Origin of the sequence: Rhodococcus sp. KRD162 (assembly GCF_017168335.1) — a bacterium.
Taxonomy (GTDB): domain Bacteria; phylum Actinomycetota; class Actinomycetes; order Mycobacteriales; family Mycobacteriaceae; genus Rhodococcoides.
Window position 1 is genome coordinate 467,185 of the sequence record NZ_JABFAU010000003.1, and the last position, 25,359, is coordinate 492,543.

A 25,359-nucleotide genomic window follows, 5' to 3' on the forward strand; every position below is an offset into this window, starting at 1 on the left:
ATCTCGGGCCCCGGTGTGCATCGACCGCCGAACTCGAAGTTATGGACGGAATTTGCGCGAATTTCGTCCATAACTTCGAGTTCGGCGGAGTACTGGATGGCAGCAAGTGCCAAACGCTCGTAGCGTGGAGAAGTGACCTCTACCAAACCTGGCATCTCCACTCTCGGTGAACTCACGGCATCCGGCCATCGGCAGCGGTCGATCAAGGAAGAGCTGCGGGAGAACCTTCTGAAGGCCCTGCGTGACGGCGAAGATCCGTGGCCGGGGATTCTCGGATTCGGCTCGACGGTATTGCCGCAGTTCGAGCGAGCAATTCTGGCCGGTCATGACGTGGTGCTGCTCGGCGAGCGAGGGCAGGGCAAGACACGTCTGCTGCGCACTCTGAATCTGCTGCTCGACGAGTGGGTGCCGGTCATCGCCGGGGCCGAGCTCGGTGAGCATCCCTACGAGCCGATCACGCCCGCGAGCATCCGTAGAGCCGCGGAACTCGGCGACGACCTGCCCATCGAGTGGCGACACCGCAGTGAGCGCTACGCCGAGAAGCTCGCGACCCCCGATACCTCGGTGGCCGACCTCGTCGGTGACGTCGACCCGGTGAAGGTGGCCGAGGGCCGCAGCCTCGGCGACCCGGAAACCATTCACTTCGGACTGGTCCCTCGCAGCCACCGCGGCATCGTGGCGATCAACGAACTGCCGGATCTCGCCGAGCGCATCCAGGTGTCGTTGCTCAACGTGATGGAGGAACGCGACATTCAGGTCCGCGGTTACACGCTGCGGTTGCCGCTCGATGTCATGTTGGTGGCGAGCGCCAACCCCGAGGACTACACCAATCGCGGACGCATCATCACCCCGCTCAAGGACCGCTTCGGTGCCGAGATCAGGACGCATTACCCCCTCGAGCTCGACGACGAGGTAGCCGTCATCGACCAGGAAGCGGATCTGCAGGCCGTCGTCCCGACGTATCTGCTCGAGGTGCTGGCTCGATTCACCAGGCTGCTGCGGGAATCGCCCTCGGTCGATCAGCGCTCGGGCGTCTCCGCTCGATTCGCGATCGCGGCCGCCGAAACCATCGCTGCCGCGGCCGTGCATCGGGCCGCGATACTGGGTGAGGCGGAGCCTGTGGCTCGTCCGGTCGATCTCGGCACCATCATCGAGGTACTGCGCGGCAAGGTGGAATTCGAATCGGGTGAAGAGGGACGGGAAGTCGAGGTCCTCGAACACATGCTTCGCCGCGCGACGGCCGATACCGTGCGGGCACATCTGGGAGGCATCAATCTCGCAGCGCTGGTGACAGCCGTCGAGACGGGCGAGCCTATCGTCACCGGAGACCGGATCACCGCCAAAGCGCTGCTGGACGAGCTGCCCGACGTGGAGGTCATCGGCGATATCCACGAGCGGCTGAACGCGACCTCGGACGGTGAGAAGGCCGCCGCCGTCGAACTCGCTCTCGAAGGCCTCTACCTCGCGCGGCGGATCTCCAAGGACCCCGACGACGACGGCCAGACGGTGTACAGCTGATGCGTCGCTCCAGATACGGGCGATACCACGACGGGCCGGATCCCCTTGCGCCGCCGGTGGATTTACGCGAGGCACTCGACGCCATCGGGGAGGAGGTGCTCGAGGGTGCGTCGCCGCGGCGCGCATTGCAGGAGATGTTGCGGCGCGGGACGAAGAACATGCGCGGCCTCGACGACCTGGCCGCGCAGGCGGCCAAGCGTCGGCGAGATCTGTTGAAGAAGAACAATCTGGACGGCACGTTGCAGGAGGTGCGTGAGCTTCTCGACAAGGCGGTGCTCGAGGAGCGCAAGGCATTGGCGCGTGCCCTCGACGACGATGCGCGGTTCCAGGAGATGCAGATCGGTGATCTCTCGCCGTCCACTGCCCAGGCGGTGCAGGAGCTGTCGGACTACGACTGGCGCTCCTCCGAAGGGCGGGAGAACTACGAGAAGATCAAGGACCTGCTCGGACGCGAAATGCTCGACCAGCGCTTCGCGGGCATGAAGCAAGCCCTCGAAGGTGCCACGGACGAAGACCGCCAGGCCATCAGCGAGATGTTGAAAGACCTCAACGAGCTGCTCGATGCCCACAACAAGGGCGAGGACACCGACGAGCAGTTCGACGAGTTCATGAACAAGCACGGCCGGCATTTTCCGGAGAATCCTAAGAATGTCGACGAGCTGCTGGACTCCCTGGCTCAGCGGGCAGCCGCAGCGCAACGATTGCGCAACTCGCTGACTCCCGAGCAGCGCGCGGAGCTCGATGCTTTGGCGCAGCAGGCCTTCGGCGACTCGAACCTGCTGAACCAGCTCGATCGGCTCGATCAGAATCTGCAGCAGGCCAGGCCCGGTGAGGACTGGGACGGTTCGCAGAACTTCCGCGGCGAGAACGGTATGGGTCTGGGCGACGGTACCGGGGCGCTGCAGGACATCGCCGATCTCGAGAATCTGGGAAATCAGCTGTCGCAGCAGTACAACGGTGCCGCGTTGGACGATATCGACGCCGACGCGCTGCGCAAGCAGCTCGGCCCCGAGGCGGCGGCCGACGCCAGGATGCTCGCCGAGATCGACAAGGCTTTGCGGCAGCAGGGTTTCATGGACAAGGGTGCCGACGGGCAGTGGCGCTTGTCGCCGAAGGCGATGCGTCAGCTGGGCCAATCGGCCTTGAAAGATGTGGCGGGCACCATCTCTCGTCGAGGAGGCGAGCGGGACACCCGCAAGGCAGGTGCGATGGGGGAGCCGACGGGAGCGTCGAGGGTCTGGGAGTTCGGCGACACCGAACCGTGGGACGTCACGCGTACCGTCACCAACGCAATAGTGCGTACAGCGGCCGAGGGTTCCGGATTTCCGGTGCAGCTGCAGGTGAGCGACGTGGAAATCAGCGAGACCGAAACCCGAACACAGGCCGCTGTGGCACTGTTGGTCGATACCTCGTTCTCGATGGTGATGGACGGCCGTTGGGTGCCGATGAAGCGCACCGCCTTGGCGCTCAATCACCTGGTGAGTACCCGGTTCCGCGGCGACGATCTGCAACTCATCGGATTCGGCAGGCACGCACAGACGTTGACGGCATCGGAGCTGGCCGGATTGGACGGTGCCTACGACCAGGGCACCAATCTGCACCACGCGCTGATGCTCGCGGTGCGTCATCTGCGCAGGCATCCCAATGCACAGCCGGTGGTGTTGATCGTCACCGACGGTGAGCCGACGGCGCACCTGGAACCGGACGGTCACGCGTACTTCGATTACCCGCCGTCGCCGAGGACGTTGGGACTGACCGTGCGGGAGCTCGATACCGTCGCCAAACTCGGTGCGCAGGTGACGATCTTCCGGCTCGGCGACGATCCCGGATTGGCGCGTGTCGTCGACAAGATGGCCGAGCGAGTGGGTGGACGGGTCATCGCGCCCGATCTGGACGGCCTCGGTGCTGCGGTGGTGACCGACTACCTCAAGCGTCGGCGATCGTAGTTATTTCTCCGCTGCCTTGATGTCCACCGACACGCCGCCCCAGAACGCGAATCCGGTGATGACAACGCGCGGTGCACCGGGATGTGTTGCGCTGACGTGCTCGAAACCGCCCATGATGCCCATGCCGCGGACCTCGACGCTCACTCCGGGCGGCACGGTGACCTCGATGCCGCCCATGATGGCGACGCAGTTGATGGTGGTTTCCTCGGTGGTGAACGACGCTCGGCGTAGGTCGAGTTCGATACCTCCCCAGAACGCGATGGCATCGATGCGTGCGGCTGCGGTCCACTCGCCTTTGCGCACGGCACCGCTCATGATCGCGATCACGCGGTCGTTCGAGGAGCCACCGGATGGTGTTGTCGTCGGTGGCTCCGACAGCACCAGGTCGCTGGTCAGCAGATCGAGCTCGCCGTAGGTTGTGGCCCGGTACGCAGCCGCGGTGCGTTCGTCGTACTCGCTCACGGTGAGCTGGCCGTGTGCGAAAGCATCGCTGAGCAGCTGGGCGACGAGGGTCCTGTCGGCGTCGGCGGCGCGCACTCGGCTTCGATCTCGGTCGGGGAGATGATCGCTCACCGCCAGGACCTTACCGTCGTGGGGTTCAGGCCGCATTCAGGATGGTGCGGTTGCCGAGAGGCGATGCCAGGGTCACCTGCATCGTGGCGTAGACCGCAACCATGATGCAGGATTTGTCGGCGGCATCGGGCCGGGTGCCGGTGCGCAGTTCGATGGTGACGGTGGTGTCGGTCTCGTCGACCGTGGCGTCGGCGCCGTAGCACTCGGGGGTGCCGGTCACGAAATGCACTGCGATCGTATTGGGGGAGACCCGGCTCCACGATTCGAACGGAGTGGTGGTGGCGCGAAGCAGATCCGGCGTCGGCTCGAACATGGTGCCGACGTCGCCGACGGGTACTTCGTGCGGAACCGGAGGGGCGCTGGGCGGCTGGACGAGGCCGACAGGATTGGTGGCACTGCGCGTCGGCGTTGTCTCCTCGTCGCTACCGGTGGCGCTGCTACAGCCGACCAGCAGCAGGCACAACATGACACCTGCAGCGAGAAACCTCATGCATTCAAAGTAGCGCTGGGAGCTGAGGAGAACCTTTGCGTTCGGCTCAGGCGAGGAAGACCGTCACGAGCGCGATGACGGGGATCGAGACGAGCGTGGTCACGAACGCAGTGTCTCGGGCGAGCACCACACCGCGCTGGTAGCGGCTGGCGAACACGAACACGTTCTGCGCGGTGGGCAGTGCCGAGATGACGACGATGGCGAAGAGCTCATGGTCTTCCAGGACGAAGACGAACCGCGCCATGAGGTAGCCGAGTACCGGCTGCAACGCCATCTTGAACACCGTCGCGAGGGCCACGTCCCGCCGCGGACTGATGCCCTTCTGCAGTACTCGCGCGCCGTAGAGCGACAGTCCGAAAGCCAGCAGCGCACCGGGGACGGATGCATTTCCGAGGAGGCGGAACGGTTGCATCAATGCCTCGGGCAACTCGAATCCGGTAACGGACAGCAAGAGCCCTGCTGCGCCCGCCAGCACGATCGGATTCCGGAACGGCGTCGTGACGGTTTTGAACAGCGAGACCTTGTCGATCTTGGTCGAGATGTCGAGAATCGTCACCGCAATCGGGGTGTAGATCATGATTTGGAACAGCAGCAGGGGAGCGACGAAGTTGGCGTCGCCGAGTACGAAGACAGCGATGGGGATGCCCAGGTTCGCGGCATTGACGTACGAGCTCGCCAGTGCGCCGATGGTCGCGTCGGGCACGGCTCGGGTGAGCACCAGCTTCGCTACGACGAAATAGATGGCACCGACGAGCAATGCAGTGGTGCCTGCGACGGCCAGCGTGGGCGAGAGAATGACCGACACATCGGAGCCGGCGAGGGTGACGAACAGCAGCGCGGGCGTCGCGACGAAGAAGACGAGTCGGCTCAGGACGAACTGGCCGTGTTCGCCGAGCACTCGTAGATGCGCGAGCAGGTATCCCAGAGCGATGACGACGAAGATGACGGTGAAGCCCTCGAGTACGCCGGACATCGTCGAATGCTCATTTCTTGCTGGGAACGACAGAAAGGCCACGCAGCCGGACGGCTACGTGGCCTTTCGCGAAAACTGATTCAGCGGCTGGTGAACGGCAGCAGTGCCATTTCACGAGCATTCTTCACTGCGACAGCGACCTGGCGCTGCTGCTGCGGGGTGAGCCCGGTGACGCGGCGGCTACGGATCTTGCCGCGGTCGGAAATGAACTGACGAAGAAGGTTGATGTCCTTGTAGTCCACCGTGGTGACCTTGGCGGCGTTCAACGGGTTCTTCTTGGGTCGACGGCCTGCCTCTGCGCGGACCTTCTTCGACGGTGCTCTCTTGACTGCCATCTGAAACCTTTTCCCTTTACCAGCTCGACTTGTGGACGCCTGGCAGCTCCCCGCGGTGGGCCATCTCGCGCATTTTCACGCGGGACAGTCCGAATTTCCGTAGGTAACCGCGCGGACGTCCATCCGCAGCGTCACGATTGCGCAATCGTACCGGACTCGAGTCACGCGGCAGACGCTGCAGTACGGCTTGGGCGTGCGCGCGCTCGGACTCGCTGCTCGAGGGCTTGCGGATGGTTTCCTTGAGCTCTGCCCGACGCGTTGCCCAACGGGCGACGAGGACCTTGCGCTGCTCGTTCTTCTCGATCTTCGACTTCTTCGCCACAGCTCAGCGCTCCTCTCTGAAATCCACGTGTTTGCGCACCACCGGGTCGTACTTCTTCATGACAAGTCGGTCGGGGTCGTTGCGGCGGTTCTTGCGGGTGACGTAGGTGTAGCCGGTGCCGGCGGTCGATTTGAGTTTGACGATCGGGCGGACGTCTGTGCTCTTGCTCATCAGATCTTCTCCCCACGTGCGCGCAGTTTCGCCACCACGGCGTCGATGCCGTCGCGATCGATGGTCTTGATGCCCTTGGCCGAGAGAGTGAGGGTGACGCGGCGGCCGAGGCTCGGCGCGTAGTAGGTCTTGCGCTGGATGTTCGGGTCCCATCGGCGGCTGGTGCGCACATGGGAGTGCGAGACCGATTTTCCGAATCCGGGGCTGCGTCCGGTGACTTGGCAGTGCGCTGACACGAGCGTTCCTATCTTGCCGTTATGACAATCGTTTTCGACAAAGTGCTACGACGAATGTAGCGTGCATTCACAGGGAATGACAATCGTTGTCGAAAAGAAGGGTGCTCGTGAACAACTCACCGGACGATCGAACGCCGATGGTCCTCGTCTCCGGGTGGACCGGAGCCATGGACGCGGTCGTGTCCTCGCTACTGACGCCCGGGACCGTCGCAGTCCGCCACGACCTGAGCCGCGTCACCGAGGGCGTCGTGCGCCGCACACTGTCCGTGTCGGGTGAAAGCCCGCGCGAGACCATCCTGGAACTGGCACACGGCTGTGTCTCGTGCACGCTCAGAGAGGACCTGCTGCCGCTGCTGCGCGCACTGTCCATGCGCAGCAACGTCCATCGCATCGTGCTCGCGATGGACCCCGCACTCGAACCCGAGGCACTGTGCTGGGCCGTCGAGAACGTCGTCGTGGCGGGCGTCGTCGGGCAGATCGACGGGCCGGCCGCCCGAGACGTTCGCATCGAGGCCGTGATCGGCTGTCTCGATGCCGCGACCTGGTTGGCCGACGCCACCGGAGACGATGCGCTGGCCGACCGCGGTGTCGTCGCCAGCGGTGACGACGATCGAACCGTCGCGCAGCTCGTCGTCGGGCAGGTCGACTACGCGACCGCGGTGTCGTCACCGCAGGACCCGATGTCGACGCGTGGGAGCGTGCCCGGCTCGCGGCCGTCCTCGCGCGGTTGGCACCCAACGCACCCGTCGTCTGGGTCTCGCAGGACTCGATGGTCGACGCGCCCGCGCTGCTCGCGTCCATTCCTTTCGACGCCCGGCGAGGTGAGATCACCGACGCCCACTCACCGCTGTTGCGCGGTGAGCCGCCGCTGACCGTCGACTGCGGGGTCGCGCTCGTCGAGTTCACCGCCACTCGGCCGTTCCACCCGGAGCGCCTGCACGAGGCCATCGACGTGTTGCTCGACGGCGTCGTCGCGGCGCGGGGCAGGGCGTGGGTTGCCACCCAGCCCGATGAGGCGCTCTGGATCGAATCTGCCGGTGGCGGACTACGAGTGGCGAGCGCCGGAAGGTGGCTTGCCGCAATGACTCCGGTGGAACAGGACCGCGTCGATACCACCAGGCGAGCGATGGCCGCGCTGCGGTGGGACGAGCAGTTCGGCGATCGAGACACCTCCCTGGTGATCCTGGTGCATGCCGCCGACCCCAGCGAGATCGACCGAACCCTGCAGTGGGCGTTGGTATCCGACGACGACATGATCGACCCGTCGGCCTGGTCCTCCTGGACCGACCCGTTCGGCCAGTGGCACGAAGACCCCTGCGAGAGCAGCGAATCCCCGTACGCAGAACAATCTCGAGAGGCAACAGAATGAAACCAGGCATCCATCCCGACTACCACCCGGTCGTGTTCCAGGACTCGAGCACCGGCAACAAATTCCTCACCAGGTCCACCGTCACGTCCGCACGCGAGACCGAGTGGGAAGACGGCAACACCTACCCCCTGATCGTCGTCGATGTCTCCTCCGAATCGCACCCGTTCTGGACCGGAGCCGCACGCGTGATGGACACGCAGGGCCGCGTCGAGAAGTTCGAGAAGCGATACGGCCGCCGAAGCCGAAAGGACGCCTGAATCATGGCTGTTCCGAAGAGAAAGATGTCGCGCTCGAACACCCGAAGCAGGCGGGCGCAGTGGAAGGCAGTCGCCCCCGATCTGGTGACGGTGCGTGTTCAGGGTCGAGAGTTCCGAGTGCCGCGCCGATTGGTCAAAGCGGTCCAGGCCGGGGTGTACGACCCCACCTGACCCCGTCGTGCGCCTTTTGCGTACCTGGAGGTGCGCAAAAGGCGCACGACGGCTGGCGCCCGGTACGTTTGCTCGATGGACGGAACGGAACCCTCGTCGAAGGACGTCAAGCGATGGCGGCAGTACCTCGCCGACGAGCGGGCGGAGGCCGCCGTCTATCGCGATCTGGCAGGTCGGCGTAGCGGCGAGGAACGCGAGATTCTGCTCGCGCTCGCCGACGCGGAAGGCCGCCACGAACAGCATTGGCGAAATCTACTCGGCGATCGCGTCGGCATGCCACTCAAAGGCGACATTCGCACCCGGATCCTCGGCGTACTGGCGCGACGCTTCGGATCGGTGTTCGTGCTTGCCCTCGCGCAACGCGCCGAGACCCGCTCGCCCTACGCGACCGACGCCGATGCCACCGACGCGATGACGGCCGACGAGCAGATTCACGCCGAGGTGATCCGGGCACTGGCTGCCCGTGGACGTAATCGACTCTCGGGCACGTTCCGCGCCGCGGTATTCGGTGCCAACGACGGATTGGTGAGCAACCTCGCCCTGGTGCTCGGCATCAGCGGATCCGGAGTGTCCAACCAGATCGTGTTGGTCACCGGACTCGCAGGTCTGCTCGCGGGTGCGCTGTCGATGGGAGCAGGCGAATACGTCTCGGTGCGTTCGCAACGCGAACTGCTCGAGGCCTCCTCGCCCGACAGTGCCGCCAATGAGGCCGTTCAACACCTCGATGTCGACGCCAACGAACTCGCCCTCGTCTACCGTGCTCGCGGAATGACCCACGAGGAAGCCGACGCCAAAGCCGCGGACGTCATTCGACTCCTGCCCGCCGTCGAGGAACCGGACACCGACATCGACGAGCACGAATCCATCGGAACCGGACTCGGTGCCGCCGCAGCGAGTTTCTGCTTCTTCGCCTCCGGTGCAGTCATCCCGGTGTTGCCGTACCTGTTCGGTCTCGAAGGCTATGTGGCCCTTGCCGTTGCCGCAGTACTCGTCGGACTGGCGCTGATCTGCACGGGTCTGATCGTCGGCCTGCTCAGTGGAGGACCACCGATCAAGCGCGCACTGCGACAACTCGCCATCGGTTACGGCGCGGCGGGGGCGACGTACCTGCTGGGTATGGCATTCGGTGGGGGAGTGTAGGTCCCGGCTGATGGGCGAGATTGCGCACTATCGGGCCTCATCGACGGAATCTTGTCCTCACAGCCCACCTATGTGCATTCAGTCCCATCCCCGGCTTTCCGAGTAATTCGCTCGCGTGGACGATGCATCGATCGATAGGGTCGTCGTCATGCACGCAACCGTTCTGTCTGGTTCCGCTCTCGACACGAGAGCCGGTATGAGCCTTGTGCTGCGCGCGTATTCACCGGAGCGATGTGCCCCTCTCTGCGGCAAACAAGCTCCGCTCGTGAATCGACCCATCGAATAGCGCCCTCTTGTGTAAGGGGGCAGGAAGGAACATCATGCCCCCGAACAGGGTGGGCTTGCATTTGCTCAATTGGGCTTCTCAGCTCGAGGACAAGACGCTCGAGCAGGCTCGCGAAACAGCGTCGATGCCGTTCGTGCATCCGCACGTCGCCCTGATGCCCGACGCTCACAGCGGTATGGGAAGCGCCGTAGGAACAGTGATTCCTACGCTGGGCGCTGTTATTCCGGCGGCCGTCGGTGTCGATATCGGCTGCGGAATGATCGGCGTCCGAACGGAATTCACTTTCGGCGACATCGACGGACGGAACCTGAAGGATCTTCGAGTCGCAGTCGAGGCCAGTATCCCGCTCTCGCCCGGCAACTACAACGTAGGTGTCGATCGATGGCAGTTCACCACGCCCAAGCTGGTCGAACTCGAGGAGTTGGCGGCGAAGGACGGCGTCGATCTGAAGCATTCGCCGCAATGGCGCGAGCAGCTCGGTTCATTAGGCGGCGGCAATCATTTTATCGAGTTGTGCCTGGACGAGACCGATCGTGTGTGGCTGTTTCTGCACAGCGGGTCGAGAGGCGTGGGCAACAAGATTGCCAAGAAACACATCGCAATTGCGCAGCGTTTGTGTGCGCAGTGGTGGATCTCGTTGCCGAACAAGGACTTGGCCTACTTGCCCGAGAGTGCACCGGAATTCGGACGATACATCCGAGATCTGAAGTGGGCCCAACGTTTCGCTTACCTGAACCGGGCCGAGATGATGGACCGGTTCGGCGCGGTATTTGCCGGATGGATGGGATCCGACGACCATCGCGAGGTCGAGCGGATCAATTGCCATCACAATTACACGGTGAAGGAAACGCACGCGCACAAGGACGTGTGGCTCACCCGTAAAGGTGCAGTGGACGCACATGAGGGTGTCAGGGCGATCATTCCCGGATCAATGGGAACGCGCTCGTACGTGGTGGTCGGCAAGGGTTCCAAGGCCGGCCTGTGCTCGGCTCCTCACGGTGCCGGTCGGCAGTTCTCGAGGACCGAGGCCAGGAAGCGGTTCACCCACGAGAACCTGCAGGAGCGCATGAAGGGGATCGAGTTCCGGGACAGTGCAGACTTCATCGACGAGATTCCCGATGCCTACAAGTCCATCGATGTCGTGATGGAGGACGCCCGCGACCTGGTGAGCATCGAGCACGAGCTGCGGCAGATCCTCAACGTCAAGGGAACCTGAGCTCTCGCGTCGTGCGTGGAACTTCGTAGCTCACGAAGTTCCACGCACATAGACCGTGCGGCGAGCCACATGCTTGCTGCCGAGGAGAAGGGCACCTATTGCGGCGACGATCGTTGCCACCGCGAGAGCACCGTAGCTGATGAGGTAGGGCAGAGATGCTGCCGCCAGGTATCCGAGCGTGACTTCTGCTGTCGCCCAGACGAATGCGGCGGCTGCGCTGTACAGTGCAATGCCCACGTAGGGGACGCCCACCACGGCGGTGAGGTGGGGCGTCACGGTCCGTACGACCGGGATGAATCGACCGAAAAAGACGGCGCGACCGCCGTGTTGTGCAATTGCGTTCTCTGCGCGCCGTCTGACGGCATCGGGGATTCTGCCCATCAGCTTCTGCACCCGTGGTTGTCCGCCGATGGTGTGGCCGGTGCGGTGCCCGAGGAAATCTCCGATGACGACGGCTGCCGCTGCGACAATCACGACAACCACCGGATTCACGAGTCCGGCACTACCCATTGCGCCCGCAGTGACGAGCACGGTGAAGGTGGGCACGAATGCGCCGATCAGAAGTACTGATTCCGCCAACACCAGCAGTGCGATCAAGGCATAGGCCCCGACGGGAGGAACTTGGGAGAGCATTCCCACGATGTCGATCATGACTCGATGCCCCTCAGGTGCCATACGTGTGCGGCAGGCATGTTCGCCCAGACCGTGCGCCTTGTTGCTTCGAATCCTTGGCGGTATCGGGCCAACGCCTCTTCCACGGCTCGGTGCCTGAGAGCGTCCGATCTGGAGGCCGTGAGCGAGCGAATTCGGCGGGTACCGAGGTACGAGAAGTACGTGAGCGAACCCTCGGGTGTGAGTAGATCCTGGTAGCGGTCGACTATCGTCTCGACGAGATTCGGCTCGAAGTTCGCGAACGGGAGACCGGAAACGATCAGATCGTAGGCGAAGGTGCTGTGCAGCAATTCGATTCGAGCACAGCGCACTCGGATGCGCGGCCCGCCCTCGAGGTGCGTACGAGCGTAGACAGCCTGCAGTTCTGCCGCAAAGCGTGGATTGGACTCCACGATATCGAGTCGATCAGCAGCGCCCAGGCGGTCGACCAGTGCCGCGGTCACCGCGCCTGTTCCCGCGCCCACTTCGAGCACGGTGCGTGGAGTGCGATGCAGTTCCACGGGTGCACTCAGTGCGCGCGCCAGAGCAGCACTGCTGGGGGCGACGGCTCCGACCTCACGAAAATTGCCCAGAGCCTCGCGCAGAAAGAATGCTGACGGGGAGTGGTGCTGTCGTGGTGGGTGGGTGAAACTCGGTCCGACTGTGTCCATGTCTTTAAAGCTATGGACGATGCGAACCGTATGAATCGGCCGTTCGGCGACGGTGACCACCTACGAAAGTTGGGGGTGTGCCGTGCCTTTGGTACGAGGCGTCGTCGGTGTCAGGGCGACTACGCTCGATCAGGTGAGGTGGTGGACGCGGGAGCGAGCAAGAGCACTGGCCTGGCTGCTGGCGGTCGTCGTGCTGACGGCAGTGACCGTGCAGAACAGCATAATTTTCGCGGCCGACGGATTCGGAACTCCCGCGATCGTGGTTGCGCTCGGATGCGGAGTCGTCCTGGCGATCCGCAGGCTTCCATGGTTCGTCGGTCCCGCTGTTGTGGCGGTGTGCACGGTGGTGTTCGGACCGTTGCTGATGCCGCTGTTCGCTCTGTGCCTGTTCGACTTGGCGGTTCGTCAACGCGCCATGATTGCCGTTCTCTCTGCGGGTCTGGTGTTCGCGGCATTGGCGGTGATCCCCTCGCCTGCGCCGCTCGGGCCGCAGTCGGTATTCGGCTCGGTGTTCGCGTTGGCGCTCGTCACCGCGGCCGGGATGTTGATCGCGAGCCGGCGGGAGGGGATCGCGTCGTTGAACGCAGAGGTCGAGCGGTTGCGTCTCGAGCGCAGAGTGGGCGAGGAACGTGCGCGTGCGAGTGAACGTGCGCGAATAGCAACCGAGATGCACGACGTGCTCGCGCATCGGTTGAGCATGATAGCGCTGCACACCGGCGTGCTGGAGTCGAAGGTCGATGGGTTGCCCGATGCAATCGGAGATCGACTCCGGCTGCTGCGAACTGCGTCTACCGACGCGTTGACCGACTTGCGTGATGTGCTGGGCGTGCTCCACGACACTGCCGACGACGACCCGCATCGCCCCGTCGTGATCGACATCGCCGAGCTGATAGGCGACGCCAGAGCGTCGGGACAGCACGTCGAATTCGCTGTGGACGGATCTGCCGTCGACGTTCCGACGGCTCAAGGGTTGGCGGTGCAACGAGTGGTGCAGGAAGGCCTGACGAATGTGCGCAAGCATGCCGGTGGAGCGTCGACGACCGTGCGGATCGAATATTGCAGACCGACCACGAAGGTCACGGTGGAGAACTCAGCGGGAGAGTCGTTGGGGCGTAGGACCGAGTCCGGTTTCGGGTTGGTGGGTTTGCGAGAACGGGTGCGGGCACTCGGGGGAACCTTCGAGGCCGGCGCGAACGCATCGGGTGGATGGTGCGTCGAGGCGGTCTTCCCTGCAGTGGAGCGAGAGCATCACGAGCGACAGGACATCGAGTAGATGATTCGGGTGATGATCGTCGACGACGATGCGTTGGTCAGGTTGGGACTGGCGGACCTGCTCGCGGACGAGCCGGGCATGGAGGTCGTCGCGCAGGCGGGTGACGGTATCGACGCGATCGAGCAAGCGAGAGCACATCGGGTCGATGTTGCACTGGTCGACATTCGGATGCCTCGAATGGACGGTATCGCCGCCATTGCAGAGTTGCTGAAGCTGCCCCATCCGCCGAAGGTGATCACGCTGACCACGTTCGATCTCGGGGAGTACGTCTACGAGGCCATCGCCGCGGGTGCAGACGGGTTCCTCCTCAAGGACACCGCCCCGCGCGAGATCGTTCGAGCGGTGCACGTCGTCGCGTCGGGTTCGGCGATGTTGCATCCCAGTGCGGCGCGGGCGCTGATCGATCGCTACCACCACACCGACCGCTCGGCGGCCACCGCTGCTCGCGCTCGGATAGAGGCATTGACGCCACGAGAACGAGATGTGTTGGCTCTCTTGGCGGAAGGAGACACAAATGCTGACATTGCTACTGCATTGAGCATGCGTGAGAGCACGGTCAAATCGCATGTCAGCAGAATCTTGGCGGCGTTGGACGCGGCCAATCGCGTTCAGGCCGCGCTCATTGCGCGGGATGCTCGAGACTGATCGTTCAGGCCGATTCGTCCCGTTGTGTGGTGGGGTTCGCCAGTTGTTCACCTCCGTGTTTCGTTGCTGCAATCAACTAAATCCCCATCCGGGGCAGCATCAGGTTTCATGACGCTCAATCCCACAGGCGAGACCGTCGCGACCGGAATCCCGGGCACGCTCGCCGAGAACATGACCATGGCCGAGCAGCACGACTGGCACCGATCGTTCCTTCGTCGCCACCCGGTCAGTCGTCGTAATTTCCTGGTGGGAGCAGCTGCGACTGCCGCCGCGGTAGGCGTCGGGAATTCGGTGTTCGCGCGCACCGCCTACGCCCAGGACGCTCCGCTGGCGGTGGCCGGTCGGCACATGGGATTCGGAAACGATGCCGCGACTCAGCTCCGGTTCTCGGCGCAACTCTCACGCAATCCCGGGATCACCGGCGTGTTTCTCGATCACGGCCCCACACCTGCGTTGGGTGCGACGACCTCCGCGGAGGTGCGCAATCTGATCAGCCAGGTGCCGCAGATCGATGGCGGAATCCTCTCGGCCGAGCAGTTCTACGTGCACGTCCCCGTCGACAATCTCACACCGAAGCTGCCGCACTACTACCGCTGGCGCACCGCAGACGGCTTCGTCAGCGACGTTCGCTGTGCCTCGCCTGCTCTGCCAGCCGGCCGGATCGCACCGTTCAGGTTCACCATGATGGGCGATCAGGGTGTCGACGAAACACCCTCGCAGCCTGCGGGTCTGCACGCCGGCGACTACGACGACCAGTACTACAAGGCGGACAACGAACCCTCGGTCAAGCACGCTCGCAACATCAATCGGCAGATCGAGGCGTCCCACCCGGACTTTCACATCCTCGCAGGAGATATCGCCTACGCCGACCCGTCCGGTGCAGGCCTTCCGCCTCGGTTCGCCAAGCACGGTCAGACACCGCCGAAGGGATTCGACAAGTTCAACCCCTTCGTCTGGGACGGCTACTTCCAGGCGATCGAAGCCAGTGCCTCCACTGCACCGTGGTTGTTCGCCACCGGCAATCACGACATGGAAGCGCTGTACAGTCCCAACGGTTACGGCGGACACGCGGCCCGCCTCGACCAGCCGACCAACGGTCCCGCGGGATGCCCGTCGGTGTACTCGTTCGTCTACGGCAACACTGCGATTCTCTCGCTCGACGCGAACGACGTCAGCTACGAGATCAAGGCCAACACCGGCTACAGCGGGGGAGCCCAGAACACCTGGGTGGAGCAGACCCTGGCGAAGTACCGCGCCGATCCGAACATCGACTTCATCGTCTGCTTCTTCCATCACTGCGCCTACTCGACCACATCGACGCACGCCAGCGACGGTGGCGTCCGCGACGCCTGGGTCGCGCTGTTCGACAGGTACGAGGTGGATGTGGTGCTCCAGGCCCACAATCACGTCTTCGAGCGCACCGACCCGCTCCGCGGGAACCGCGCGACCCGCGTCGCCGGAGACAATGCCACGGTCAACGGAAAGTCCGACGGCACCGTGTATTACACCGTCGGCGGAGGTGGTCGTCCCCGGTACACGTTCCAGGACGGAGAGGGTGTGAGCTACCGCGGCAACGAACTGCCCGACACCGCAGTGCCGAACAGCTACGTCTGGGCACCCGACGGCACCAAGTCGGCCGAGTCCATCACGTGGTCGCGAGTGCGATTCTTGAACTACTCGTTCGTCAGAGTCGATGTGGTACCGGGTATTCCGGGGATCACGCCCAGCAGGATGATCATCGGGGCCATCGACGAATACGGCAACGAATTCGATCGGCTGACCTTCCAGCGGGACATTCCGATCGGCCCGAGGTTCGGTTCGTCCTGACTGCCGTAGGCACTACAACCACTTCTGACGTTTGAACACCACGTACAGCACACTCGAGCAGATCACCATGGCGATCAGTGCGAGTGGATAGCCTAGATGCCACGTCAACTCGGGCATGTCGTGGAAGTTCATTCCGTAGATGGCGGCGATCAGCGACGGTGCGAAAAGGATTGCGCCCCAAGATGAGATGCGTTTGACCTGCTCGTTCTGTTCGAGGCTGACCTGTGTCATGTTGCGCATTTCCTCGTTCTGCTGCTGCGCCACGATGGTGGAGTGCACGGTCATCGCGTTCTGGAGATTGGACCGAAACGCTTCGATGCGATCGGCGACGCGGATCGCATGATCGAGCACGTCGCGCAGGTTGCGCTGCAGTTCGACGTCGACGTGGTACTTGTCCGATCCACGCTTGAGTGATTCGATCATCTCGACCAGAGGCTTTGCTGCACGGTCGAATTCGGACACCTCGCGCAAGAGCGAGTAGATGCGGCGGGAGACGGTCGGGTCGCCCGTGAACAGTTGATCCTCGATCTCGTCGATATCGTTCTGCAGGCCCTCCATGACGGGCACGTACTCGTCGACCACCTGGTCGAGGATGCCGTACAGGACGGCCTCGGGTCCGAGTCCGAGCAACTCGGGTGCTTCCTCTAGCCGGTGTCGCACCGTTCCCAGCTCGGGCGATTCGGCGTGCCGAATGGTGACCACGAAATTCGCGCCGAGGAAGATGTGCAGCTCGCCGAATTCGACTTTCTCGGTCTCGTCGATGTACCGAGCCGGGCGCAGTACTACGAACAGTTGCTCGGTGTAGCGTTCGAGCTTCGGCCTCTGATGCGCGGCAATGGCGTCCTCGACGGCCAATCGATGCAGTCCGAACTCGTCTGCCACCGCATTGATTTCACTGATCTCGGGTCGGTAGAGGCCGATCCATGCCATCCCGTGGCGATCTCGCACGCACTCGAAGGTGATATCGAGGCTCTCGGGGTTCGCGGTTCGCTTGCCCTCGACGTAGACGGCGTTGTCGACGATCGGCACTTCGGGTCACCTCTGTTCGCGAAACAAGTGTGCCGGACGGCACCCCCGCGACACTATCGCCTGGAACAATGGGGACATGCAGCAGCGAGTGCATTTCACCACCCTGGCCACGGTGAGTCTCGACGCAGCCCGAACGTTCTATTGCGACGGCCTCGGTTGGTCACCGCTGCTGGACGTGCCGGGGGAGATTCTGTTCTTCCAGATCGGTCCCGGTTCGGTCCTGGCCTGTACGACGCCACCGCGTTCGACCAGGACCTGGGTCGCCCGCCGCGATCACACGACCTCGGTTCGGTCACTCTGGCGCACAACGTCGATGACGACGCGGCTGTCGATTCGGTGTTCGCGGCCACCGTCGAGGCGGGCGGCACGCCGATCAAGACGCCTGCGCGGACGTCCTTCGGGGGTTATCACGCCCACATCGCCGACCCCAACGGAGTGATCTGGGAAATCTGCCACAACCCCGGTTGGCGGGTCGACGACGACGGGACCGTCCGGCTGAGTTAGCCGGCACCGACCATCACCAGGATCGTGGCGTTCTCGTTGACCTTGGTGCCGGCCGGGAAGTTGGTTCCGACCACCGTCGCGTCGGGCCGGTCGTAGTCGTCGGTGACGTCGGTGAAACCTGCATCCGACAACGCCTGCAGCGCGGAGGATTCGCTCATCCCCGCCACCGCTGGAACCGTCGCACGTTCGGGCGAGGCCTCGGCGATCGCGCCGCCGCCGAGGGTTAGTGCGCCTGCCACTGCGAGGGTGGCAATTGTCCTCTTGAATCCGGTACCCATGTCGTCGTCCTCACTCGTCGTCCGTCTCTGACACTGCAACCATGCGCCCGGAGCCTGAGACGGTGGTTCGATGTTGCTGTGAGACTGCTGTCAGTCGCATGACATGCTCGATCGGTGCTTCTGGACCTCCTCGGCTACGTCGGTATTGCGGTGTTCGCAGCGTCCGGTGCGTTGGTCGGTGTGCATCGCAGACTCGATTTGTTCGGGGTGTGCGTCGTCGGAATCACGACGGGCATCGGCGGCGGCATCGTCCGCGATCTGCTGCTCGGGATACATCCGCCGACGTCCCTTGACACCTGGCCGAACGTTGTCGTCGGGTTCTTCGCCTCGCTGGTGGTGTTCATCGGGCACCGGCAGATGGGTAAGTTGCGCCGCGGCGTACTCGTTCTCGATGCTTTCGGGATGGGCTTGTTCGCCTCGACCGGTGCCACGATTGCGCTGGGTGTCGGCGGTAGCGGGCTCTCGGGAGCGCTGATCGGTACCACGACCGCAGTGGCAGGCGGGGTCATTCGAGACGTCCTCGTCAACGAGGTGCCGTTGCTGTTGCACCGCGACCTGTATGCCCTGCCGGCGCTGCTCGGAGCGACGTCGGTCGTCGTAGCCGATGCTGCGGCGCTCCCGGAGAATCTCGGATTGGTGGTGGGGACGGTACTGGCGACGGGCCTGCGGTTGCTCGCGCTCTGGCGAAAGTGGAACCTGCCTCAGGCGCGCAACTTGCCCACTCTCTGATCGCGGTGACATCGTGATCGGTCCAAACCGACCACCCCTCTCAGCCGTGTCTCAGTCGACCAGGACAAACTGTACGGATGCGGATACTGGTAGTCGACGACGATCGAGCGGTGCGCGAGTCGCTGCGCAGGTCGCTGACGTTCAACGGGTACACCGTGGACCTGGCGGTCGACGGCCTCGACGCCCTCGAACAGGTCGCGGCGGCGCGTCCCGATGCATTGGTGTTGGACGTGATGATGCCGAGGCTCGACGGTCTCGAAGTGTGCAGGCGATTACGCAGTGTCGGCGACGACCTGCCCATCCTGGTCTTGACGGCACGCGATTCGGTGTCCGAGCGGGTGGCCGGTCTCGACGCGGGTGCCGACGATTATCTGCCCAAGCCGTTCGCGCTCGAAGAGCTGCTCGCCCGGCTACGCGCGTTGCTTCGACGGACTGCGATGGAAGCGGGCCTCGACTCGGAGACCATGACGTTCGCGGACTTGTCGATGGATCCGGTCACCCGTGAGGTCTCACGTGCCGACCGCTCCATCAGTCTCACCCGAACCGAGTTCTCGTTGCTCGAGATGCTGATGACGAATCCGCGCAGAGTGCTCACCAGGAGCCGAATCCTCGAGGAAGTGTGGGGATACGACTTTCCGACGTCGGGCAATGCGCTGGAAGTGTATGTCGGTTACCTGCGGCGTAAGACCGAGGCGGAGGGGGAGTCGAGGTTGATCCATACCGTTCGCGGTGTCGGATACGTCCTGCGCGAAACGCCTCCGTGATGGTCACGTCTTTCGGACGTAGGACGGCCGACAGTTCGGCACCGACGCCGATGCGGCCGCCGACGCCGCTGACTCGGTCGGTGTCGTTGCGCTGGCGAGTGACGTTGCTCGCGGCCTCGGTCGTGGCAATCGCAGTGGCGGTCATGGCCATTGCCGCGTACACCGTCGTCTCGCGGGCACTGTACGGCGATGTCGACGCGCAACTGCGTTCGCGTGCATCGGCATTGGCGGAGTCCACTCTGGTTGCCTACGACCCACGATTCGTGGCCGGTGCCACGCTGTACAGCACCGATGTGAGCGTGGCACTGATCTATCCGGACATGTCCAGCTACAACCCGCCGGGGCCGAAGGTGCCGATCGGTGATGCCGAACTCGCCGTGGTCCGCGGGGATCAGGATTTCTCGCTGCGCACTCTCGACGACCAGCGGGTGCTTGCGCAGAGAACCACGGACGGCAGCACGCTCGTCATCGCCCAGCGACTGCTGCCGACCGGCGAGGTGCTCGATCGCCTCGCCTGGGTTCTGTTGATCGTGGGTGCTTGCGGTGTCGTACTGGCCGCGGGTGCCGGTATGGCCGTGGGGCGCACCGGGTTACGACCGATCGCTCGATTGACCGCTGCGGCCGAACGGGTGGCACGCACGGACGATCTGACGCCGATCCCGGTGACCGGTGACGACGAACTGGCGCGTTTGACGGAGAGCTTCAACACGATGCTGCGCGCTCTCGCAGAATCTCGTGGCAGACAGAGCAGGTTGGTCGCCGACGCCGGTCATGAACTTCGGACTCCGTTGACATCGCTTCGGACCAACATGGAGTTGCTCATCGCGGCGGGACGCCCGGGGGCTCCGTCCATTCCGGACGAGGACATGGCGGAGTTGCGCACAGATGTGGTGGCGCAGATCCAGGAACTGTCAACGTTGGTAGGAGATCTGGTGGATCTGGCGCGTGAGGATGCGCCGGAGACGGTGTTCGAGCGCGTCGATCTCGCCGACGCCGTCGAACGCAGCCTCGAGCGAGCGCGCCGTCGCCGCAACGAGATCGATTTCGATGCGACGCTGATGCCGTGGTTCGTCTACGGCGATCAAGCGGGATTGTCGCGGGCCGTGCTGAATGTGCTCGACAATGCTGCGAAGTGGAGCCCGAGCGGCGGCGAAGTGCGAATTGCTATGCGGCAGATCGGTGATGGCCTGCTCGAGTTGACCGTGGACGATGCCGGGCCGGGCATACCCGAGGAAGATCGGGAATTGGTGTTCGAGCGCTTCTACCGCTCCACGGCCTCGCGTTCGATGCCCGGATCCGGTCTGGGACTTGCCATTGTGCGACAGGTGGTGATCAAGCACGGCGGCACGATCGGGGTCGAGGTGTCCGAGCGCGGCGGCGCACTGATCCGAATCGTGTTGCCGGGCGAGGGTGCTCCGGATCCACGAGCACTGTCCGAAATCTGACAGCACTCTCGGGAAACTGATAGCCGGATCTCAGCGCGCTCTCAGTACCGCCCTGCACAGTGAGTAGCAAGAAGGCGGGCGGACCTCGTTCATGAGGTCTCTACTGAAGGAAGCACAAACGATGAGCGACGACCGTAACGAATCCGAACAGCCGGGACGCAATGCCGGTGGCGAGCAGCATCCGGCGAACCGGGCTTCGGGCGGCGACGAGCAGAACCGCTCGACCCAGCAGGATCCGGCCCAGCAGCATCCGACGCAGCAGGAGCCCACGCAGCAGTATCCGACGCAGCAGCTCCCGCCCCAGCAGTCGGGACCTCAGCACTCAGGACCTCAGCACTCAGGACCTCAGAATCCCGGGACTCAGCCTCCGCAGCAGGCCTTCCCGCAGCAGTATGCCGGGTACGGACACAGCGCTTACCAGCAGGGATATGGCCCGTACGGCCAGCAGGGCGACCCTCAGTCCGCTCAGCATGCCCAGCCGCAGCATGTTGCCGCGCAATCGAACCCGGCACCGGGCGTGACCAAGACACGTTCGGGTAGGTCGGCGCTGGTGGCAGGGGCCATCGCCCTCGTTCTGGTCGGCGGCGGAATCGGCGGTGCCGTCGGGGCGATCGCAACCAACAATGCCAACGGGAACGGCGGGGGAGTCGGAAACTCGTTGAACTCGACGGTCACTGCCGCTCAACCGGCGGCCAACTTCCCCGACGGCTCGGTGCAGGCCGTCGCGAACAAGGTTCTGCCAAGCGTGGTGCAGATTCAGGTGAAGGGCTCCCAGGAGGAGGGTGAGGGTTCAGGCGTCATCCTCAGCAGCGATGGTCTGATCCTCACCAACAACCATGTTGCGACCGGTGCGGGTGCCAACGGCAAGCTCACCGTTGCGTTCTCCGACGGGTCGGTGGCCGATGCCACGATCGTCGGTGCCGATCCTGTGTCGGACATTGCCGTCATCAAGGCCCAGGGAAAGTCGAATCTGACTCCGATCCAGCTGGGTACCTCGTCCAATCTCGAGGTCGGCCAGCAGGTGGTTGCGATCGGGTCGCCTCTCGGCTTGGCCGGAACGGTCACCACCGGGATCGTGTCCTCGCTCAACCGTCCGGTGTCGACATCCGGTGAGTCCGGAAACCAGAACTCCGTGATCGATGCCATCCAGACCGATGCCGCGATCAACCCGGGCAACTCCGGTGGGGCCCTGGTCAACACCGAAGGACAGCTGATCGGTATCAACACCGCGATCGCTACGCTCGGCGGCGGTCAGGGGTCGGGCGCACAGAGCGGTTCGATCGGACTCGGTTTCGCGATTCCGGTCGATCAGGCCAAGCGCATCGCCGACGAGCTCATTTCCACCGGCAAAGCCACCCAGGCCATGATCGGGGTTCAGGTGCCCTCTCAGGATGATGCCAACGGCGCGACCGTCGTCGCGGTCACCGACGGTGGTCCCGCTGCGGCGGCCGGAATTCCGCAGGGAGCGGTGATCACCAAGGTCGACGATCGCATCATCGCCAGCGGTGATGCATTGATCGCGGCGGTCCGATCGCACGCGCCTGGAGACACGGTGACCATCACCTACACCGACGGCGGCAGCGAGAAGACTGCGAAGGTGACGCTCGGAACGGCGCAGCCGGCTCCTGCACAGCCCCAGCAGCAGGAACAGCAGCTGCCCTTCCAGATCCCGTCGTTCCCCGGAGGTCGCTGATGTTCGGAGAAGCGGGCAGACACAGCACGGTTGCAACGATTTACGCACAGCGTGAGCAGGGCGGAGGCCTTACTACTACGGTGAGCGGTATGGAACTCGACGCACCACTGGCAGGGCGCGCGTTGGTCGTCATCGTGGACGACCGAACAGCGCACGGCAACGAGACGGACTCGACGGGCCCGCTCGTCACCGAACTGTTGACCGAAGCAGGTTTTCTCGTCGACGGTGTCGTTGCAGTGACATCGGACGAAGTGGACGTGAGAAATGCGCTCAACACGGCAGTGATCGGTGGGGTCGATCTGGTGGTGTCGGTCGGTGGCACGGGTGTGTCGCCGCGCGATGTGACTCCCGATGTCACCGCCGAGATACTCGATCGCGAGATTCCGGGTATCAGCGAAGCGCTGCGCTCGTCGGGACTGGCGGCGGGATCACTGGACGCGGGGCTTTCCCGAGGGCTCGTCGGTGTCTCCGGGAGCACCCTGGTGGTCAATCTCGCGTCGTCGCGCGCCGCCATCCGAGACGGCATGGCCACTCTGACTCCGTTGGCGAGTCAAGTCATCGCCGAGCTGTCGGGGATGGACGCGTAGCGATATCGATATGAATGAGCCGAGCGAGGATCGAGCGGCCGAAGACGAAGCGAGCCGGGCCCGAGCAGAACGGGCCCGGCTCGCTCGTATCTTCGGCGAGGTGCTGCCGGAGACGACCGGCGACGAACGGGACGGCGATTCCGGAGCCGAAAGCGGCCGGTCCGCGTCGGACGAATGGTTGAACCAACAGCGACCACCTCATTACTTCTGATGTGATCCACAACACATTTTCTTGTCCAGAATGACAGGTCTGTTAGTTACTCGTTTACCTGACGTTAGTGAGCTACCCGCTAGTAGCTACGACGGCAGGGCCCGAAAGTCGCGTATCTGCGCGTGGTGCGGACCGCACTTTTCGTCCGATCCGGACGCGGCACTGTCTGCGTCTTCCCATCTCAGGGTCGGTTTACTGGCCGAGGGTCGGTGTAACAGTTCGGTTGGCTCGACAGATGGTGTGACGCAGGTTACCGCTAACTCCGCTGTGAAAGTTGTTCACGCTGTCGAAACACATCACGCCGCAGTAACATTCCGCTTCCAAACGTAGGGATTGTCACGATCGGGCATCTCCTCTAATGTTCCCCTCAGCTTCCGACAGTGAGGGCGTGGGACCGACCGGTGCCGCGCCCTCGATCGCGGAACTGCAGGATCGAGGATGTGGCCTTCACGGCTCCATCCGGCTCGGGCTCGTACGCATCGTTGCGTACGAACTAGTTCGAGGGTGAAAGCCACAAGCTTCCCCGTGCGACACCGCGCTGGGACTGAACATGATGAGGAAGTAAATGACGGAGATCCAGAAGTCGCGGCGCAGCCGGGGACTCAAGTCCATGAGCGTCGCAGTTGCTGCCAGCGCTTCGGTAGTCGGCCTGGTACTCGGTACCGGAACCGCTTCCGCCGCTGTCGACAGCTCCAACTCGATCGTCGACAACGATGGCAACACCATCACGGTGACGCTGTCCGACACCTTCATCAACGGTGTCGCCCCGCTCGACGGCAGCCCGCTCACCCGTGAGTGGTTCGCCAACGGCCGCGCTTCCTACGATGTCCAGGGCCCCACGGCCGACGACTTCGAGGGCACCCTCAAGATCGGTTACCAGATCGGCTACCCGCTGAGCCTCAACGGTGGAGTCACCGTCGAGTGGTCTTCGCCTTCCGCTGAGTTCAACCTCGGCTCGGGCAACGAATCCAGCGTCACAGGCACGCTGCCGATTGTCGGCGCTGGAGATCCCTCGGTAGTACTCGGCGGCGCGGGCACTTCCAGCACCGGCCTCGACGTCGGCGTTCAGCTGATCCCGCAGGCCACCGGCACCATCGCACTGACCAACGGCCCCGGCGTCGTCCAGTCCGAGAGCGCATACGCAGTGCTCAACGACTCGGCCGACATCACCTCGTCCGAGGGTGACGCAGCAGGCACCAGCGGATCCATCCAGGTCGCGAACCTGCACGGCACCGCCACCGGCATCCTGGGCAACGTCACGATCCGTCCGTACGTTTCGCTGACCAGCGCAACGGGCGACACGGCCATCACCTACGGCGTCCCGGTCCGCCTCAACTGATTTCCGAATCGGTTGTAGCTCGGTGACACAGCGTCACCTGCAGTAAATCGAGACAAGTTCAGGCCCGCACGGATCACTCCGTGCGGGCCTGAACTATGTTCGGAACACGATAATCAGACTTGTACAGAGAGGCACTGAAGCAAAGATGCACTCGAAAGCCCGTTTCACAGTTGTCGCTGCAGGGGCTGTCCTTGCTCTCGGCTTCGCTGCCGGTTGCAGCAGCGACGATTCTGCAGCCTCCGGTGAGAACTCGGACGTCTGCAACACCTTCGCCACCGACCACAATGCGTTCGTGGGCCTCGTCGATGCAGGGCCGGGTTCCGCCGAGAACATCGACAAATGGACCGCAGACAAGCAGGCCGCCGTCGACAAGCTGAAGGCGTTGCCGAGCACCGCGTCGGGCGAGGTTGCCAGCTCGCTGACAACCTTCAGCGACGGACTGCCGGCGGACACCCTCGATCTGTCGACCACGGACAGCGAGTCCGGGAAGGCCTTCGTCGACAACGCCGCGGCCGTGGCCTCGGCATGTGAAGCCGATGGCACCACGATCACGCTCGACACACTGCCGCTGTCCAGTTTCACCAACTGAGCACTCACCCACCAACGAATGAATGCGCCTTTCACACGCTCAGAGTGTGTGAAAGGCGCATTCATTGGTGAAACAGGGCCCGCAACTGCATGCAACTGCACGCAGGGGCAGGGGCGGGGGC

Annotated in this window: 28 protein-coding genes and 2 pseudogenes; 19 read left to right on the forward strand and 11 right to left on the reverse strand. The window is 63.8% G+C overall.

The features are described from left to right. Positions 1 to 132 precede the first annotated feature (132 nt). Together J1M87_RS04630 and J1M87_RS04635 are read left to right on the forward strand one after the other, a co-directional pair. Positions 133 to 1,518, forward strand: a complete 1,386-nt coding sequence (locus tag J1M87_RS04630; protein WP_206488230.1) for a sigma 54-interacting transcriptional regulator — start codon at positions 133 to 135, stop codon at positions 1,516 to 1,518. Next, the gene (locus J1M87_RS04635) at positions 1,518 to 3,464 is read left to right on the forward strand and encodes a VWA domain-containing protein (RefSeq protein ID WP_206488232.1); all 1,947 of its coding nucleotides are present in this window, start codon (positions 1,518 to 1,520) and stop codon (positions 3,462 to 3,464) included. Before J1M87_RS04630 ends, J1M87_RS04635 begins: the two co-directional genes overlap by 1 nt. Here J1M87_RS04635 and J1M87_RS04640 read toward each other — a convergent pair whose 3' ends face one another. The 7 genes from J1M87_RS04640 to rpmB form a co-directional block, all read right to left on the reverse strand. Further along, entirely contained in the window at positions 3,465 to 4,037 is a 573-nt protein-coding gene (locus tag J1M87_RS04640; RefSeq protein ID WP_307830730.1) for a DUF1707 domain-containing protein, read from the reverse strand. Between the two features lie 25 nt (positions 4,038 to 4,062). Further along, complete coding sequence (locus tag J1M87_RS04645; protein ID WP_206488236.1) at positions 4,063 to 4,527, reverse strand: hypothetical protein; 465 nt, start codon at positions 4,525 to 4,527, stop codon at positions 4,063 to 4,065. A 46-nt stretch (positions 4,528 to 4,573) separates the two neighbouring features. Beyond that, entirely contained in the window at positions 4,574 to 5,500 is a 927-nt protein-coding gene (locus J1M87_RS04650; protein WP_206488238.1) for an AEC family transporter, read from the reverse strand. A gap of 80 nt (positions 5,501 to 5,580) precedes the next feature. Beyond that, positions 5,581 to 5,835, reverse strand: coding sequence for a 30S ribosomal protein S18 (gene rpsR, locus J1M87_RS04655; protein WP_008719028.1), 255 nt, complete (start codon positions 5,833 to 5,835; stop codon positions 5,581 to 5,583). Positions 5,836 to 5,851: 16 nt separating this feature from the next. Continuing rightward, positions 5,852 to 6,157 carry a 30S ribosomal protein S14 gene (gene rpsN / locus J1M87_RS04660; protein ID WP_206488240.1) on the reverse strand — a complete coding sequence of 102 codons (306 nt, stop codon included), beginning with the start codon at positions 6,155 to 6,157 and terminating at the stop codon, positions 5,852 to 5,854. Positions 6,158 to 6,160: 3 nt separating this feature from the next. Beyond that, positions 6,161 to 6,331, reverse strand: a complete 171-nt coding sequence (gene rpmG / locus J1M87_RS04665) for a 50S ribosomal protein L33 (protein ID WP_206488769.1) — start codon at positions 6,329 to 6,331, stop codon at positions 6,161 to 6,163. Next, the gene (rpmB, locus tag J1M87_RS04670; protein ID WP_206488242.1) at positions 6,328 to 6,564 is read right to left on the reverse strand and encodes a 50S ribosomal protein L28; all 237 of its coding nucleotides are present in this window, start codon (positions 6,562 to 6,564) and stop codon (positions 6,328 to 6,330) included. The genes rpmG and rpmB overlap by 4 nt, the downstream gene beginning before the upstream one ends. A gap of 137 nt (positions 6,565 to 6,701) precedes the next feature. On the opposite strand from rpmB, the pseudogene mrf reads away from it, so the two are divergent. From mrf to J1M87_RS04695, 5 genes and pseudogenes are all read left to right on the forward strand, one after another. Then, positions 6,702 to 7,933 (forward strand): annotated as a pseudogene (mrf, locus tag J1M87_RS04675) (ribosome hibernation factor-recruiting GTPase MRF). Continuing rightward, entirely contained in the window at positions 7,930 to 8,190 is a 261-nt protein-coding gene (locus J1M87_RS04680; protein ID WP_121870664.1) for a type B 50S ribosomal protein L31, read from the forward strand. Before mrf ends, J1M87_RS04680 begins: the two are co-directional and overlap by 4 nt. A gap of 3 nt (positions 8,191 to 8,193) precedes the next feature. Then, positions 8,194 to 8,361, forward strand: coding sequence for a 50S ribosomal protein L32 (gene rpmF, locus J1M87_RS04685; protein WP_206488244.1), 168 nt, complete (start codon positions 8,194 to 8,196; stop codon positions 8,359 to 8,361). A gap of 75 nt (positions 8,362 to 8,436) precedes the next feature. Further along, positions 8,437 to 9,501 carry a VIT1/CCC1 family protein gene (locus J1M87_RS04690; RefSeq protein WP_206488246.1) on the forward strand — a complete coding sequence of 355 codons (1,065 nt, stop codon included), beginning with the start codon at positions 8,437 to 8,439 and terminating at the stop codon, positions 9,499 to 9,501. 320 nt (positions 9,502 to 9,821) lie between these two features. Next, positions 9,822 to 11,003 carry an RtcB family protein gene (locus tag J1M87_RS04695; protein ID WP_206488248.1) on the forward strand — a complete coding sequence of 394 codons (1,182 nt, stop codon included), beginning with the start codon at positions 9,822 to 9,824 and terminating at the stop codon, positions 11,001 to 11,003. Positions 11,004 to 11,033: 30 nt separating this feature from the next. Here J1M87_RS04695 and J1M87_RS04700 read toward each other — a convergent pair whose 3' ends face one another. Continuing rightward, positions 11,034 to 11,654, reverse strand: coding sequence for a DedA family protein (locus J1M87_RS04700; protein WP_206488250.1), 621 nt, complete (start codon positions 11,652 to 11,654; stop codon positions 11,034 to 11,036). After that, a complete protein-coding gene (locus J1M87_RS04705; RefSeq protein WP_206488252.1) occupies positions 11,651 to 12,325 on the reverse strand; it encodes a class I SAM-dependent methyltransferase in 675 nt (224 codons plus the stop codon). The genes J1M87_RS04700 and J1M87_RS04705 overlap by 4 nt, the downstream gene beginning before the upstream one ends. A 133-nt stretch (positions 12,326 to 12,458) precedes the next feature. On the opposite strand from J1M87_RS04705, the gene J1M87_RS29235 reads away from it, so the two are divergent. From J1M87_RS29235 to J1M87_RS04720, 3 genes are all read left to right on the forward strand, one after another. Next, positions 12,459 to 13,598 carry a sensor histidine kinase gene (locus J1M87_RS29235; protein ID WP_206488253.1) on the forward strand — a complete coding sequence of 380 codons (1,140 nt, stop codon included), beginning with the start codon at positions 12,459 to 12,461 and terminating at the stop codon, positions 13,596 to 13,598. Beyond that, entirely contained in the window at positions 13,599 to 14,243 is a 645-nt protein-coding gene (locus tag J1M87_RS04715) for a response regulator transcription factor (RefSeq protein WP_206488255.1), read from the forward strand. 108 nt (positions 14,244 to 14,351) lie between these two features. Beyond that, positions 14,352 to 16,070 carry a metallophosphoesterase gene (locus J1M87_RS04720; protein ID WP_206488257.1) on the forward strand — a complete coding sequence of 573 codons (1,719 nt, stop codon included), beginning with the start codon at positions 14,352 to 14,354 and terminating at the stop codon, positions 16,068 to 16,070. Between the two features lie 12 nt (positions 16,071 to 16,082). On the opposite strand, the gene corA is transcribed toward J1M87_RS04720, so the two are convergent. Next, complete coding sequence (gene corA, locus J1M87_RS04725) at positions 16,083 to 17,099, reverse strand: magnesium/cobalt transporter CorA (RefSeq protein WP_206488259.1); 1,017 nt, start codon at positions 17,097 to 17,099, stop codon at positions 16,083 to 16,085. A gap of 76 nt (positions 17,100 to 17,175) precedes the next feature. Between corA and J1M87_RS04730 the strand changes: the two are divergent. Further along, a pseudogene (locus J1M87_RS04730) lies at positions 17,176 to 17,603 on the forward strand (VOC family protein). Here J1M87_RS04730 and J1M87_RS04735 read toward each other — a convergent pair. Then, a complete protein-coding gene (locus tag J1M87_RS04735) occupies positions 17,600 to 17,881 on the reverse strand; it encodes a PASTA domain-containing protein (RefSeq protein ID WP_206488261.1) in 282 nt (93 codons plus the stop codon). The pseudogene J1M87_RS04730 and the gene J1M87_RS04735 sit on opposite strands and share 4 nt — an antisense overlap. A 114-nt stretch (positions 17,882 to 17,995) precedes the next feature. Between J1M87_RS04735 and J1M87_RS04740 the strand changes: the two genes are divergently transcribed. From J1M87_RS04740 to J1M87_RS04775, 8 genes are all read left to right on the forward strand, one after another. Next, a complete protein-coding gene (locus J1M87_RS04740; RefSeq protein WP_206488263.1) occupies positions 17,996 to 18,610 on the forward strand; it encodes a trimeric intracellular cation channel family protein in 615 nt (204 codons plus the stop codon). A 77-nt stretch (positions 18,611 to 18,687) separates the two neighbouring features. Further along, on the forward strand, positions 18,688 to 19,374 hold the full coding sequence (locus J1M87_RS04745) for a response regulator transcription factor (protein ID WP_206488265.1): 687 nt from the start codon (positions 18,688 to 18,690) through the stop codon (positions 19,372 to 19,374). Beyond that, on the forward strand, positions 19,374 to 20,819 hold the full coding sequence (locus tag J1M87_RS04750) for a HAMP domain-containing sensor histidine kinase (protein WP_206488268.1): 1,446 nt from the start codon (positions 19,374 to 19,376) through the stop codon (positions 20,817 to 20,819). Before J1M87_RS04745 ends, J1M87_RS04750 begins: the two co-directional genes overlap by 1 nt. Positions 20,820 to 20,940: 121 nt before the next feature. Further along, positions 20,941 to 22,512: a S1C family serine protease gene (locus tag J1M87_RS04755; protein ID WP_206488270.1), complete on the forward strand. Its 1,572-nt coding sequence runs from the start codon at positions 20,941 to 20,943 to the stop codon at positions 22,510 to 22,512. 89 nt (positions 22,513 to 22,601) lie between these two features. Continuing rightward, positions 22,602 to 23,099, forward strand: coding sequence for a molybdenum cofactor biosynthesis protein B (locus J1M87_RS04760; RefSeq protein WP_206488272.1), 498 nt, complete (start codon positions 22,602 to 22,604; stop codon positions 23,097 to 23,099). 10 nt (positions 23,100 to 23,109) lie between these two features. Beyond that, on the forward strand, positions 23,110 to 23,310 hold the full coding sequence (locus J1M87_RS04765) for a hypothetical protein (RefSeq protein ID WP_206488274.1): 201 nt from the start codon (positions 23,110 to 23,112) through the stop codon (positions 23,308 to 23,310). Positions 23,311 to 23,875: 565 nt separating this feature from the next. Continuing rightward, complete coding sequence (locus tag J1M87_RS04770) at positions 23,876 to 24,649, forward strand: MspA family porin (protein ID WP_206488276.1); 774 nt, start codon at positions 23,876 to 23,878, stop codon at positions 24,647 to 24,649. Positions 24,650 to 24,794: 145 nt separating this feature from the next. Further along, a complete protein-coding gene (locus tag J1M87_RS04775; RefSeq protein WP_206488278.1) occupies positions 24,795 to 25,238 on the forward strand; it encodes a hypothetical protein in 444 nt (147 codons plus the stop codon). The last annotated feature ends 121 nt before the right edge of the window (positions 25,239 to 25,359 follow it).

Excerpts from the sequence above, each read along its gene's own strand:
- J1M87_RS04635 (WP_206488232.1), top strand. The coding sequence starts at position 1,518 with ATGCGTCGCTCCAGATACGGGCGATACCACGACGGGCCGGATCCCCTT.
- J1M87_RS04645 (WP_206488236.1), bottom strand. The coding sequence starts at position 4,527 with ATGAGGTTTCTCGCTGCAGGTGTCATGTTGTGCCTGCTGCTGGTCGGC.
- J1M87_RS04650 (WP_206488238.1), bottom strand. The coding sequence starts at position 5,500 with ATGTCCGGCGTACTCGAGGGCTTCACCGTCATCTTCGTCGTCATCGCT.
- rpsR (WP_008719028.1), bottom strand. The coding sequence starts at position 5,835 with ATGGCAGTCAAGAGAGCACCGTCGAAGAAGGTCCGCGCAGAGGCAGGC.
- J1M87_RS04680 (WP_121870664.1), top strand. The coding sequence starts at position 7,930 with ATGAAACCAGGCATCCATCCCGACTACCACCCGGTCGTGTTCCAGGAC.
- rpmF (WP_206488244.1), top strand. The coding sequence starts at position 8,194 with ATGGCTGTTCCGAAGAGAAAGATGTCGCGCTCGAACACCCGAAGCAGG.
- J1M87_RS04690 (WP_206488246.1), top strand. The coding sequence starts at position 8,437 with ATGGACGGAACGGAACCCTCGTCGAAGGACGTCAAGCGATGGCGGCAG.
- J1M87_RS04695 (WP_206488248.1), top strand. The coding sequence starts at position 9,822 with ATGCCCCCGAACAGGGTGGGCTTGCATTTGCTCAATTGGGCTTCTCAG.
- J1M87_RS04700 (WP_206488250.1), bottom strand. The coding sequence starts at position 11,654 with ATGATCGACATCGTGGGAATGCTCTCCCAAGTTCCTCCCGTCGGGGCC.
- J1M87_RS04705 (WP_206488252.1), bottom strand. The coding sequence starts at position 12,325 with ATGGACACAGTCGGACCGAGTTTCACCCACCCACCACGACAGCACCAC.
- J1M87_RS04715 (WP_206488255.1), top strand. The coding sequence starts at position 13,599 with ATGATTCGGGTGATGATCGTCGACGACGATGCGTTGGTCAGGTTGGGA.
- J1M87_RS04720 (WP_206488257.1), top strand. The coding sequence starts at position 14,352 with ATGACGCTCAATCCCACAGGCGAGACCGTCGCGACCGGAATCCCGGGC.
- J1M87_RS04735 (WP_206488261.1), bottom strand. The coding sequence starts at position 17,881 with ATGGGTACCGGATTCAAGAGGACAATTGCCACCCTCGCAGTGGCAGGC.
- J1M87_RS04745 (WP_206488265.1), top strand. The coding sequence starts at position 18,688 with ATGCGGATACTGGTAGTCGACGACGATCGAGCGGTGCGCGAGTCGCTG.
- J1M87_RS04750 (WP_206488268.1), top strand. The coding sequence starts at position 19,374 with ATGGTCACGTCTTTCGGACGTAGGACGGCCGACAGTTCGGCACCGACG.
- J1M87_RS04755 (WP_206488270.1), top strand. The coding sequence starts at position 20,941 with ATGAGCGACGACCGTAACGAATCCGAACAGCCGGGACGCAATGCCGGT.
- J1M87_RS04760 (WP_206488272.1), top strand. The coding sequence starts at position 22,602 with ATGGAACTCGACGCACCACTGGCAGGGCGCGCGTTGGTCGTCATCGTG.
- J1M87_RS04765 (WP_206488274.1), top strand. The coding sequence starts at position 23,110 with ATGAATGAGCCGAGCGAGGATCGAGCGGCCGAAGACGAAGCGAGCCGG.
- J1M87_RS04770 (WP_206488276.1), top strand. The coding sequence starts at position 23,876 with ATGACGGAGATCCAGAAGTCGCGGCGCAGCCGGGGACTCAAGTCCATG.
- J1M87_RS04775 (WP_206488278.1), top strand. The coding sequence starts at position 24,795 with ATGCACTCGAAAGCCCGTTTCACAGTTGTCGCTGCAGGGGCTGTCCTT.